The organism is Microbulbifer sp. A4B17 (assembly GCF_003076275.1).
Classification (GTDB): Bacteria; Pseudomonadota; Gammaproteobacteria; order Pseudomonadales; family Cellvibrionaceae; genus Microbulbifer.
Window position 1 is genome coordinate 2,682,732 of sequence record NZ_CP029064.1, and the last position, 12,033, is coordinate 2,694,764.

The 12,033-nt window shown below is 46.7% G+C and carries 11 protein-coding genes; 4 read left to right on the forward strand and 7 right to left on the reverse strand.

All coding sequences use genetic code 11. From position 1 onward, the window contains the following. Positions 1-58: 58 nt before the first annotated feature. Positions 59-1,063 carry an ArsJ-associated glyceraldehyde-3-phosphate dehydrogenase gene (locus tag BTJ40_RS11950; RefSeq protein WP_108733305.1) on the forward strand — a complete coding sequence of 335 codons (1,005 nt, stop codon included), beginning with the start codon at positions 59-61 and terminating at the stop codon, positions 1,061-1,063. A gap of 127 nt (positions 1,064-1,190) precedes the next feature. Then, positions 1,191-2,438 carry an organoarsenical effux MFS transporter ArsJ gene (gene arsJ, locus BTJ40_RS11955; RefSeq protein WP_108733306.1) on the forward strand — a complete coding sequence of 416 codons (1,248 nt, stop codon included), beginning with the start codon at positions 1,191-1,193 and terminating at the stop codon, positions 2,436-2,438. A 274-nt stretch (positions 2,439-2,712) separates the two neighbouring features. On the opposite strand, the gene BTJ40_RS11960 is transcribed toward arsJ, so the two are convergent. The 3 genes from BTJ40_RS11960 to BTJ40_RS11970 form a co-directional block, all read right to left on the reverse strand. After that, the gene (locus BTJ40_RS11960; protein WP_108733307.1) at positions 2,713-3,300 is read right to left on the reverse strand and encodes a cytochrome b; all 588 of its coding nucleotides are present in this window, start codon (positions 3,298-3,300) and stop codon (positions 2,713-2,715) included. Between the two features lie 41 nt (positions 3,301-3,341). Further along, a complete protein-coding gene (locus BTJ40_RS11965) occupies positions 3,342-4,007 on the reverse strand; it encodes a hypothetical protein (RefSeq protein WP_108733308.1) in 666 nt (221 codons plus the stop codon). Positions 4,008-4,402: 395 nt separating this feature from the next. Continuing rightward, positions 4,403-5,425 (reverse strand): NADP-dependent oxidoreductase, encoded by a 1,023-nt coding sequence (locus BTJ40_RS11970; protein ID WP_108733309.1) that lies wholly within the window; start codon positions 5,423-5,425, stop codon positions 4,403-4,405. 151 nt (positions 5,426-5,576) lie between these two features. Between BTJ40_RS11970 and BTJ40_RS11975 the strand changes: the two genes are divergently transcribed. Next, positions 5,577-6,485 carry a LysR family transcriptional regulator gene (locus BTJ40_RS11975; protein ID WP_108733310.1) on the forward strand — a complete coding sequence of 303 codons (909 nt, stop codon included), beginning with the start codon at positions 5,577-5,579 and terminating at the stop codon, positions 6,483-6,485. A 369-nt stretch (positions 6,486-6,854) separates the two neighbouring features. Next, a complete protein-coding gene (locus BTJ40_RS11980) occupies positions 6,855-7,496 on the forward strand; it encodes a hypothetical protein (RefSeq protein ID WP_108733311.1) in 642 nt (213 codons plus the stop codon). Between the two features lie 299 nt (positions 7,497-7,795). Here BTJ40_RS11980 and BTJ40_RS11985 read toward each other — a convergent pair whose 3' ends face one another. The 4 genes from BTJ40_RS11985 to BTJ40_RS12000 are packed head-to-tail and all read right to left on the reverse strand — an operon-like array spanning position 7,796 to position 11,397. Next, positions 7,796-8,224, reverse strand: a complete 429-nt coding sequence (locus BTJ40_RS11985; protein WP_108733312.1) for a hypothetical protein — start codon at positions 8,222-8,224, stop codon at positions 7,796-7,798. A gap of 51 nt (positions 8,225-8,275) precedes the next feature. Then, positions 8,276-9,565 (reverse strand): DSD1 family PLP-dependent enzyme, encoded by a 1,290-nt coding sequence (locus BTJ40_RS11990; protein WP_108733313.1) that lies wholly within the window; start codon positions 9,563-9,565, stop codon positions 8,276-8,278. Between the two features lie 46 nt (positions 9,566-9,611). Continuing rightward, positions 9,612-11,006 (reverse strand): D-arabinono-1,4-lactone oxidase, encoded by a 1,395-nt coding sequence (locus BTJ40_RS11995; RefSeq protein WP_108733314.1) that lies wholly within the window; start codon positions 11,004-11,006, stop codon positions 9,612-9,614. Positions 11,007-11,010: 4 nt separating this feature from the next. After that, complete coding sequence (locus tag BTJ40_RS12000; protein ID WP_108733315.1) at positions 11,011-11,397, reverse strand: cytochrome c5 family protein; 387 nt, start codon at positions 11,395-11,397, stop codon at positions 11,011-11,013. Positions 11,398-12,033 lie beyond the last annotated feature (636 nt).

A 12,033-nucleotide genomic window follows, 5' to 3' on the forward strand; every position in this document is an offset into this window, starting at 1 on the left:
TATCCAGATATATATGGTTTCTCATATATGCCTGACAGAAAACGGAGCAAAATTAACAATGACCATCAAAATTGGGATCAATGGATTTGGCCGTATTGGACGGCTGGTACTGCGCGCTGCCTGGGATTGGCCTGAAGTAGAATTTGTCCAGATTAATGACCCTGCCGGCGATGCCACCACACTTGCCCACCTGCTCAACTTTGACTCTGTACACGGGCGATGGCACAAGGAAGCGAAAGCCGCTGGCAACACGATTCAGGTTGATGGGAAAACGATAGTCTGCAGCCGCAACACCACCATCGCAGATACAGATTGGCGCAACTGTGACCTGGTTGTAGAAGCTTCCGGGAAAATGAAAACCACCGAGCTACTCCAGCCGTACCTGGATCAAGGGGTAAAGAAGGTGCTGGTCTCTGCACCAGTTAAAGAGGCTGGAGTACCGAACATTGTCCTTGGAGTGAATCAACATATTTACCAGCCGGACAAACACCAGATTATTACCGCCGCTTCCTGTACGACTAACTGCCTTGCTCCAGTAGTGAAAGTAATCCACGAAAATCTGGGGATCCGCCATGGTTCAATCACCACAATTCACGATATCACCAATACCCAGACCATCCTCGATGCACCCCATGCAGACTTGCGTAGAGCCCGCGCTTGTGGAGCCAGCCTGATTCCTACAACAACGGGTTCAGCTACAGCCATCGCCACCATTTTCCCAGAGCTGTCTGGTCGCCTGAACGGCCACGCCGTTCGTGTTCCCCTCGCAAACGCATCCATTACTGATTGCGTTTTCGAAGTGGAAACCGCCACTACCCCGGAAGCAGTAAACCAACTCTTTAAAGAAGCAGCAGAGGGTGAGCTGAAAGATATTCTCGGCTACGAGGAAAGGCCTCTCGTTTCTGTGGATTACAAAACCGACCCCAGATCGAGCATTATTGATGCCCTCTCCACCATGGTCGTTAACGGCACCCAGGTAAAAGTTTACGCCTGGTATGACAATGAATGGGGTTACGCCAACCGCACGGCGGAATTGGCTCGAATGATTGGCACCATGGGCTAAGCAGCTAAAGTACAACGGGGCCGGAAGGAAAGAACACGCTGCACCTAAGGGGTACTGTAAATACCTTCCCATGAGTTCGTATTTTTTCTTCCCGCTTTTAGTAAGTAGCAGTACACAGAACGAGATCATGCAGTTTCTTCACAACTTATCGTCGCCAATGCGCCAATACCTGCTGGTAACGGGCAATTACTGGGCATTTACTCTGACTGACGGCGCTCTGCGCATGCTGGTGCTGCTGCATTTTCACCAGCTAGGCTACAACCCTTTACAGATTGCCCTGCTTTTCCTTTTCTACGAATTCTTTGGCGTAGTCACTAATCTTGTCGGCGGCTGGCTCGGCGCCCGGATTGGACTCAACCGGACCATGAATTTGGGGCTAGCCTTACAGGTTGTTGCTCTTTCTATGCTGCTGGTACCTAGTCAGTATCTCTCGGTCCCCTTGGTAATGGCCGCCCAAGCCCTTTCCGGTATTGCCAAAGACCTGAATAAAATGAGCGCGAAGAGTTCAATTAAATTGCTGGTTCCCGATCAGGCCAGTGGCGCTTTGTATCGATGGATCGCCCTGCTTACGGGCTCGAAAAATGCTTTAAAGGGCTTGGGCTTTTTTCTTGGTGGTGCCCTACTCGCCGCACTTGGCTTTCAAGGCGCGATTGCCTCGATGGCCATCGCTCTTGGAATAGTTTGGTTAATAAGCCTGAAATATCTTAAGCAGGATTTAGGGAAAGCCAAGGCAAAGAGTCCTTTTAAGGATGTCTTTTCCAAGAGCCCCGCAGTCAACATATTGTCAGCCGCGCGCCTTCTTTTGTTTGCTTCCCGGGATGTCTGGTTTGTTATTGCCCTGCCCGTTTTCCTGGCCAGCCAATTTAATTGGGATCACTGGCAAGTAGGTGCCTTCCTGGCATCCTGGGTGATTGGTTACGGTATTGTGCAAACCCAGGCCCCGATGTTCACAACAACACGCTCTTCTCTACCGCCGGATGGCCGAGCCGCACTTTTCTGGGCAATTGCACTTGCTACCGTGCCAGTATTGATCGCGATCGCGCTATTTAAGGGGGTTGCCCCACAGATTGCAGTCCTGGGTGGACTGTTGATCTTTGCCGTAATTTTCGCCGTAAATTCGTCCCTGCACAGCTATTTGATTGTTGCATATGCGCGGGAAGATGGCGTCTCTATGGATGTCGGCTTCTACTATATGGCAAATGCTACCGGGCGCTTGCTGGGAACATTACTTTCAGGGTGGGTATTTCAAACCAAGGGTTTAGAGGCCTGTCTACTTATTTCCAGCGCCTTCATATTGTTGGCTGCACTGGTATCACTGGGCTTACCTAAACATAAATCCAGTAGTCAGGAAGTTGGCAGTCTAAGTCGAAGCTGATTCACTTGAAGCTAGCTTATCGCCTGCCAGTGACTGCTGGCAGATAAGTTGTGATGCCATTTCAGCTTGAGCGATTCGATAAAACTTGGACTCAGGCATACACCCCATTATCAATAGCACCAACGCAAAGACCAAATACCTCATATAACACCCACCTCAAGTCCAAGTGCACAGCTCCATAGGAACTGCAAAAACTCGAGGTTAAAATGTCTGGATTTGGCGCTCAATGCCTATTTGCCACCACTTTCTGCCAAAACCAGTGTAAGAGTTATAACTATCTAGTCACGGTCATCCTTAGCAAAGTCCGATCCTTTTTGATGTAGTGATGATAGAGGGCGGCCAGAGCGTGCCCCAGGATTAAGATCCACACCACCCACTCTCCCAGGACTTCCTTATGGATAAAATCGACCGGTTTCTCAAACTGTTCAAAAGTCATACCCATTCGATCCTGAACTATCGCAACAAAAGCTTGGGTACTTTCAAATTTAGGAATCTCGAAAAGAAAAAAATAGTCCGTATCCACACCTGTCCCGATGTATCCGGTCAGTGGGGCAATGATCATAACTAAATAGAGGAGAAGATGGCCGGTATGGGCTGCAAAGTGTTCAAAAGGAGTGGCTGGTTCAAGTGGTGGCGGCGGATTAGTCAGACGCCATATAATCCTAAGTATAACTAGCAGTCCAATAGTAATACCTATAGAAAGATGTAACTGCAAGGCAATCCAGTTCGCGGGGGTTTCCTCCTCAGTAAGCCACTGACGGTAGTAGACCGAAATATAAGAACCCAAAAACAATAAGGCCGTTAACCAATGTAGCCACTTGGCCACTGAACCGTAACTATCTGGACGATTTCGGAGAGTCATCCCGGTCACTTCCCCATAACGTAGCTTACCGATTATTGATACTACCCTAGATCCCTGTTTAAAAAATATCTGTGCAAGCCAAAAATGAAGCTGACAATACCAACCATCTGGACAATATGGTAAATACCGTTGTAATTAAACCTCCAAATAAAATCTAATGACAATGTACCCCCTACCTGAATAGCCATTGCGATAATACTGATCAATGCGCCAAATGCCATAAACCAACCACCCTGGAGTGGTCGTCCCCTTGCCACTGTAACCACAATATACCCAACAAAAGCCACGGCAGAGATTGAGAGCTGATAGATCGCAAAACCAAGAAATTTATTTTCCAAAAATAAAGAAACCACAAACACAGCAAAATAAAGTACTGATACCCATGGAATAATACGCTTAGAAAACTTCTCACTGCTCAAGTCGACGGCGACCGCAAGGACAAACGAAGAAATAAGCAATCCAAATAAGACAAGCACACCATGCCACAAATAATCAAGCATATATTCTGGTAATGAAATCCCGTGGTATATGGCTGCCAATAGTGAAACAACAAACATCAAGCAAAAAAAACAAATCCAGATATTTCTTTTCCAGGACGTGTTGTTGACTCGTATCAGCAGGTACATAACACCACATAAAGCTATCAAGGCTAACCCAAGATCAGTTGCCGCAGTTGTGAGCTCTATTTCGTCGTGTACAAATTTCATTCTTCCTGGGAGATTTCCTATCGCTAGTTACTGACCTAATCGCAAACAAATAAACTTCCACCCATATGGTTCAATAAATCAACTATAAAAAGATTTGTCCAGATAGCTGTTAAGTGGCAAATAAGTTAAGAAACTTAATATTTCAGCGATAGTGAGTGTTTTTTAGGAGGGGCTGATGAATCCTCTAAAGCTATTCAGAAGTAACTAATCATCTTAGATTATAATAATCCCATTAAGTGAATTCTTATGCCAATTTCTCACCATTAAACTTAACTATAAAATGGGCAGGTAATTACCTCGAACCACAGCTTAATATCGTTCAAGATACCATAGATCAGTGCCCCTCTAGTTTCCAAGGTAGCACTGATATCCAGATGATCGATTTAACTTACCTGCTATTGCTCTTCAGTCATTCCATCCATTGTAATAATCACTTTACCTTTTGCACGACCTGAAGCTAGATATGAAAATGCCTCTTTGCTCTGATCAAAAGAATAGGTCTTATCTATCACCGGAGATAGGATCCTTCTCTGGTAAAGCTCTCCAAGCTCTCTCAACTGCTCTCCATTGGCTTCCATAATAACCATTCTATAAAGGCCGGATTTTGCCTTGGCCGCTTTTATCAGCTTGCGAGACTTAAGCGCAAGTATCTTGCGGAGCAACCAGCCCAGCCCAAGTTCTTCAGCGGTTTGTGGGTCAAGAGCACCCTTGACAGAAACTACCCGTCCTCCGGTTTTCAGAACCTTAAACGCGTCCAAAGCATACTGCCCCCCCAGAGTATCGAACACTACATCCATATCAGATAGTAATTGCAGGTAGTCTTCCTTCTTATAATCAATAACAAGATCCGCACCGAGTGCTTTTACCCAGTCTACATTCGCACTGCTGGTCGTCGTCACCACATAAGCACCAATTGACTTTGCCAGCTGAATAGCCATAGAGCCAACACCACCTGAACCGGCGTGTATCAGTACTTTTTCACCGGGTTTCAAGTCTGCAATTTTGATCAGAGATTGAAAGGAAGTCAGTCCTACAAGCGGAATACCTGCAGATTCACTGTGCGAAAGATTTTCAGGCTTGGGGGCCAAGTGCGCAACATCAACAGTAAGATATTCCGCGATAGTGCCCACATGTTCCTCCCCTACCCGGGCAAAGACCATGTCCCCTGGACTGTATCCTTTAACATTTTTCCCCACAGCTACAATTTCACCGCTGACATCCCTACCGACGCCAACCGGAAATACTTCCCTTCGTACTGATTTGAGCTCTCCCCGCAACATCATGTTATCAACCGGATTCACACTTGCCGCATGCATACGAACCAATACCTCACTGGCCTTGGCGATGGGAATCTCGGCTGATTGGAACTCCAGGCTACTGTTAATATCCCCATAACGAGTCATTTTTAACGCTTTCATAAGGCATCCTTTTGATCGGCTCAATACAATATAAAAGCGATAATGCCCATACCGCGAACCCGAAAACAGACACCAAACGGTAGAATTCTTTTGTCTTTATGACAATAATCAGCTAATTTCTTTGAGATTTTGATATATTATCAAGGCGATTATGGACAAAATAAGAGCGTTACGTTATTTCAAGCGAGTGGTAGAACTGAGTAGTTTTACAGCGGTTGCCGAGGAGCTTCATGTTCCCGCCTCCTCAATATCCCGACGAGTGAAAGACCTGGAACACTCTTTAGGGGTCGAGCTTTTGCAGCGCAGTACTCGGCAGGTAAAGGTTACTGAACTCGGCAAGCTCTACTACTCCATGGTAAGCAAGGCTATTCGCCAACTCGAACAAGCCGATGAATTGGTCAGTCAGACATTTGAAGCGCCCAGCGGACTAATACGCATCAGCTGCCTCCCTACTTACGGAGAACAGCACCTAACCCCCTTACTGGAGCAATTTGCAGAGCAATACCCTAACATCGTATTCGACTTAAGTTATAACGATGACTTGTCGCAGCTGGGCAAAGACCCCATTGATATCGCGATTCGCGGAGGGATTGTGCCTGACGAGCATGTCATTGCCAAACGCCTATCGGATAATGAGTTCACCCTCGTGGCTACACCGCAGTTTATCGATAAGTTGGATTATGGCCTCCCCTTAAACAAGTCGGCGATCGAGTCAATTGCTACCTTGCAATACCGGGGGCCGCGTGGCGTTATTGAGTGGTACATACTCAACGACGAGCACTGGGAGCCCCTGAAGTTGACCCCAAAAGTTATCAGCAATAACGGCAAAGCATTAACAGCAGCCGCACTCAATCACCGCGGTATGTTCTGCGTACCTTCCTGGAGTATTTGTAACTATCTAGATACAGGGGAGCTTGTACAGGTACCTTGCGAGGGTAAAGTCTCAGTCAGCCCCGGTGGCGATCTGGGAGTATTTCTTCTTTATGAGCGCACTAAATACCAAATTCCCAAAATAAAGCTCTGCGTGGATTTCATCTACGAAAACTTGAATGGACGATAGAAGAAAACTAAAACCCCTCGCTTTACTATTTAAATCATATCGATCACTGATACTGGTTTGATCAAGATCGCCATTAGAGAATCACTTTTCTCTCGTTACTATTCGAAAAAATTTATATTCGATTGCAAACTTATATCCCGAGTCACCAACACACTGGACATATAACAACCTCACAGGAAAAATAAAAATTGATCTACTTCAAGCTACCCGTAGATTTTCTTGGAGACATAATGAGGGGTATGCTAAGTTGAAAGATAGAAATTATGCCAAAAGTATATTTATCTATGAATAACTAAAAGGGAGGGCTAGTACTAATAAGCCAAGCCAAACCACTTATATCAAAACAGCCGGCGACATAAGGATTGAGCCATGCCAAGTTATGATAACTTTATCAGCTTATTAGAAAAAGATTTTGAATTAGCCTTCAAAACCTATGAACTCGACTTTAATACAGAGGCCTTCGACAGCAAACCAGATGCCTACGAAATTGAGTTTGATTTTGAATTTGTAAAACCCAACAAAATCATGATGGTAAAAAGCGGAAATTCTGGCAAGAAAGCAACATATCTCACCTGGGCTCGACAAAAAGCTGTGCCTGTAACTCTAAATAGTAAAAGTCCCCCTTACTTCTTTACCTCCCACCTCAGCAATTGTCGAATGACCTTCAAGTTCCATGACGACCAGAGTAAAAGTGTAACGGTTATCCATGTTGCAGGTGATGTTTCCCAAGGCGGGACTATCAAGGGGAGCAAGCAAAGAGATGAGCTGGAGAAGATGGTAAAAACTCCCGATGTAACCGGAGAGAGGCGACTTTCAATAGGTGGCCCCAAAGGAGGTAGAAAAGGAGCAAACTTCAAGAAAAAGCAAGCAAAACTTGGTACCGCATACTACGATACCTGTGCACGGGTATTCGGGGTTCGAGATGATAGTGGTCAGTGGACCTTTTACACGCAAAATATTGGTCGAAAGGACGAGCTTTTAGGCTTTTTTGAAGTTCAGCAATTTAATTAATAATTTCGCCTACCCGAAAAAATACTACTGAAAGGTAGGCGCCCTCCAATCTCTAGCCTTCAATATCTTCACTAACATTTATAAAGCCGAAGACCAACCGAGCACAAAGTACCCATACAAAAATTATGATCCTAGTACAGCGCAATTTACGTTATTTTCTAGCCCTTTAAACAATCAAATATCAAGCTTCATGAGATTAGCCTTTCGAACTCAGATCGCACTCGACAGCACAACTTACTGCTGACCAGGATCGACCACAACAGGCTTTATAGTGGTCGATCGTCACTGAATATCTACAGTTATTGGAAGAGGAACCAAAGTGCAGCCACTAGATTCAGGGACATCATTATAAAGTCAGTGACAAAGATAAAGCGCATCACACCTTTAACCTGCCAGGGCCCTTCACCTTTACGGTTTCGTAGGGCTACAGGGAGATTGTAAATAAACTGTGTTCCGTGAGTGACGGCAAAGGCCAACAGCAGCGTGGCACGCTGCAAGTCCGTTGCAAATACAGAGGGACTAATCAGTAATAAAATATTAAGGAAGGCCAATGAGAAATTAAAACCGCCAAGAAACTTTCCCGACTCTGCCAGAATGTCAAATACAGGCGTATCTCTTTGTTCTCTAGGCACCAGCAATTTGGCAAATATATGGTTTCGTAAAGAGAAGACATTAAATCCCATCAAAAACCAAATTGTGTTTAACACCAAAACAACTTCATAGATCATCGATATCTCCAATACTAGTTATTTTGCCCACCACACCAGGTCGGAAAACTATCAGGTATTTCCCAATACCGGCCATAGATCCACAATCTCGCCTTTACTGTAAACCGCGATATCACCAAATTGCAGGAACACCGACTCACTCTGCGTGGGTCTTAGGAAGATCCAGTCATCTTCATTCAATAGCACCCTCTTGGAGCCATTCAGCATTTCCTGGTTGCTGGAGCGGCCATAGATGGGATTGATCGATAAACCTTTCGGTGATTCAGGCTCTGCTTTCCAGTAGCCGCCGGAGATAAAGAAGCTTTGTTCACGGTTTGGGTTTAACCAATTAAAGGGGCCGGTGAGCCCTTCAATACCGGGTATCTGTGTCTGCGACAACTTCTTCAGTACTGGACTCGCGATATAAGCGGCCGGTAAATGATCGGATAAGGTGGGAATATCAAAGCCCGCCGGCTTAACCAGACAGGAGCCTGCTGCAATCTCATTACAGGGCGCCCTGCCTGCACGAGATTTGTACAGTTGGTAGGTGGGGCTTCCGGCCGCATTCATTGTCGCCGCCTTAGGGAATGCCTCACCCAATTGAGCTTTAGCCTGCTCTACCCTGCTCTGGTAAATATCCAATCCCCGAGAGATTGCCTTTTCAGGCCCACCGAGAATGCCCGGCATTTTTGCGGCGTGGGCGTCGTACCCCATAAAGCCGGCAAACTCCAATTGGGGTTCCCGCTGGATAATACTAAGCATTGCGGAGAGCTCTTCCCCATTGGCAACCCCTCCTCGGTGTAGACCCACATCTATCTCAATATTGATACGCAGAGTGTGCCCGACGGAACGCGCCAGGCTGGCGTACTGATCGAGGCGGCGGGGACTGTCCACCAACCACTGTAATTGCTGCGTGGAGTCAAAATACTCCGCCCTTCTGCCGGAATAGAAGGCTTTAGCTGCAGCAATGGGGAGAGGCTTACCTAGCAAAATATCGCTGTCAGGATAAGATTTAACCAGTTGCTGCAGAAATGGCAACTGGAACACCATGATGCGATTGGTATTTGTCCGCTTAGTTATAACATCCAATAAGTTGAGCGAGGGTAAAGACTTGGCCACTATGCGGTAATCGTATTGACCATTGAGATGGCTGGTTAATATATCGGTATTTTTTCTAAGGTTTTCCAGGTCTATCACTAATGTGGGGCCGGAAAAACCAGCGTTATCCAGGGCCTTCGAAACACTGGAAAAGTAATCGCTGTGCCCGCCCTGCCCCTGTACTTTAGGGCGCAGTGCGGCGACACCGGCTACAGCTCCCAGCGCTACCCCACCCAGTATTAGTTTGCGGCGCTTGATATCCATTGTGCTTTCCTCCTAGAGGGTTCACTGTTGAGTGATTTTGGCCTACTCAGGTAAAAAGCATTTTCAGGTAGGGATTTAAGAATTTTCCATTGGGGTCCAGTTCGCGGCGAACTTCCAGGAAGTCCCGCCAATGAGAATAAAGATTTGCAAAGTCCTGGGCTTGCAGCTTGTTTAACTTGCCCCAGTGTGGACGGCCACCATATTTCCGCATAATCGGTTCAATAGCCTGAAACAGCGGCTGGTGATCCTCTTCAAAGTAGCGGTGTATTGCGATGGATACCGAATCTTGCTTGTAAAAAGGACTCAGCCAGATATTGTCACCTTTAACGAAACGCACTTCGATGGGGAAGAAGACATCCAGATTGTTGTCCTCAATCGTACGACGTATTTCCACAAAGGCCTTTAGGCCCTCCTCACGGGGCAAGTGGTATTCCATTTCATTGAAGCGCACGTTTCTCTCACTGGCATAATTCCGCCAGGAGGATTCAACCACCACTTCCCTTTCAATATCTTCCATCGCAGTTTGCAGTGCAAACTGGCGGAGCTTCGGCGACCAGCCCAGCCAATCACGCACGGATTTCAGCGTCATCACGGCTTCATTGGTATCTTCCCGCTCTGTAGAGAAGATTTCTTCAGTAGTTGGCTGGTGGGAATCCGCCATACACATCCCTGAGAACGGGATATAGTAAAACTCAAAATTGCGATTGGCTTCGGCCAGTGCCGGTGCCTGATCAAGAACCTCTTCAAGGGGCGCCACCCAGGACTCACGGCGCAGGCGATAGCTGGGCTGGTTCTGCATACGCACTTTGGTTACAATGCCCAGGCTACCGAGGGATACTTGCGCTGCCGCGAATACCTCCGGGTTTTGCTCATTATCGCACCAGAGCGTATCGCCACTTGCGGTCACTAGCTCCATACCCGTTGCATAGCTGGACATACACCCCAAGCCAGCACCAGTGCCATGAGTCGCGGTTGCCAGGCAGCCACCTAAAGTCTGCTCATCAATATCCGGTTGGTTAATCAACGCCTGACCGATCTGCTCAAGAGGCTGCCCGATATCTGCCACCCGGGTGCCTGCGTAGATCGTTGCCTGTATCTTGTCGGAATCGTGATCGGCGACACCGGCGATACGACCCAATGAGATAATCGTATCGTCTGTGGGTACCAGTGCGGTAAAGGAATGACCTGCGCCTACCGCCCTCACGGTACCTTGCGCTTCTGCAATCACCGTCTGTAATGCTGGAATGTCTTTGGGGGCCAGTCGATTGATAGGCATGCACTCTTGTGAGCCGGACCAATTCCGCCAGCGCACCCCAGTCCTTTTTGTCGAAGGGGCTGCAGTTTGCAATAAGGTGCGAGCAACCGACGAAATTGGCGCGGCGGCCAGTGATGCGGAGCCAATAGCGATGGAATTAATAAACTGACGACGACTAAATCCCATATCCCTACTCCGCTGTAGCCATAAAGACGATCAATTGTTCGAACTGCTCGGGAGAGCACTCAAAACAAAGACCCAGTGGCGGCATGCCCTGGAAGCCATTGATCGCATTTTCCACCAACACATCCATTCCCTTTTCCAGTCGGGGCTTCCAGTTGGCCAAATCCCCGGTAAGGGGCGCCGCGCTGGCGCCAGTGCTGTGGCAGCTGCGGCAAGTACGGGTATATATTTCAGCGATTTCCGGATCAGTGGGCGCTAGGGAGAGCGCTCTTTGAGTTAAAAATGCCCGACTTTTTTCAGTATCCTGCGGAGGTTCAGAGCATCCTTGAATGACATTTAGTACCAAAAGCAGAGACAAGAGTTTAAAGCTCCGGCGCATGGCTACCAATTCCATATGCGTACACCCACTACATTATTTTTGTTTATTTTCTTTGGCTTTTGCCAAAGTTCGGCTTGTGTACATATCGCTGATGCTATTGTTAATCATGCAGACCGCTAAAACAACTACCGAAACTGTTCGGTCTCAATAATTTTTATCGCAACTTATTTGCGTACCACTTATTGGCCCGGAGGTCTCAAACAGAGAATAGCTAGTAGCTCCCCCTATTTCATTAGCAAGTCCTGGAAATATTTTTTAACTTCATTGCTATAGAGAAGCCCAGATTTAAGGTACCCCGATATAAAAACACCTATATCTGCCAAAAATCTATATATAACTCTATATTGGGTATAGCCATGAGTACATCACAGCCCTTTACTACATTATTAAAATTAAGGTCATCCCTCTAAGTCAGTCAGCAACTGTTAAGTCCCGTTACCGCCTGAATCTTTACATATACGCAAGCAACCTTCTTAATGACGAAAATTGAATAGTGGCATCCAGGAAGGAGTGATTTAAATAAATGGTGTTGTATAAGAACTGACAAGCGAAGATATGTATGCCTAACGACGCATCAGTGGTGCAGATTTCAGACTAAACGGTGGTTTAGCGAACTATAAATTAGCCGAGGCGCTCGATATAATTCATTAC

Bases quoted from the DNA above. Each gene is read 5' to 3' on its own strand.
- BTJ40_RS11950 (WP_108733305.1), top strand. From the start codon at position 59: ATGACCATCAAAATTGGGATCAATGGATTTGGCCGTATTGGACGGCTG.
- arsJ (WP_108733306.1), top strand. From the start codon at position 1,191: ATGCAGTTTCTTCACAACTTATCGTCGCCAATGCGCCAATACCTGCTG.
- BTJ40_RS11960 (WP_108733307.1), bottom strand. From the start codon at position 3,300: ATGACTCTCCGAAATCGTCCAGATAGTTACGGTTCAGTGGCCAAGTGG.
- BTJ40_RS11965 (WP_108733308.1), bottom strand. From the start codon at position 4,007: ATGAAATTTGTACACGACGAAATAGAGCTCACAACTGCGGCAACTGAT.
- BTJ40_RS11970 (WP_108733309.1), bottom strand. From the start codon at position 5,425: ATGAAAGCGTTAAAAATGACTCGTTATGGGGATATTAACAGTAGCCTG.
- BTJ40_RS11975 (WP_108733310.1), top strand. From the start codon at position 5,577: ATGGACAAAATAAGAGCGTTACGTTATTTCAAGCGAGTGGTAGAACTG.
- BTJ40_RS11980 (WP_108733311.1), top strand. From the start codon at position 6,855: ATGCCAAGTTATGATAACTTTATCAGCTTATTAGAAAAAGATTTTGAA.
- BTJ40_RS11985 (WP_108733312.1), bottom strand. From the start codon at position 8,224: ATGATCTATGAAGTTGTTTTGGTGTTAAACACAATTTGGTTTTTGATG.
- BTJ40_RS11990 (WP_108733313.1), bottom strand. From the start codon at position 9,565: ATGGATATCAAGCGCCGCAAACTAATACTGGGTGGGGTAGCGCTGGGA.
- BTJ40_RS11995 (WP_108733314.1), bottom strand. From the start codon at position 11,006: ATGGGATTTAGTCGTCGTCAGTTTATTAATTCCATCGCTATTGGCTCC.
- BTJ40_RS12000 (WP_108733315.1), bottom strand. From the start codon at position 11,397: ATGGAATTGGTAGCCATGCGCCGGAGCTTTAAACTCTTGTCTCTGCTT.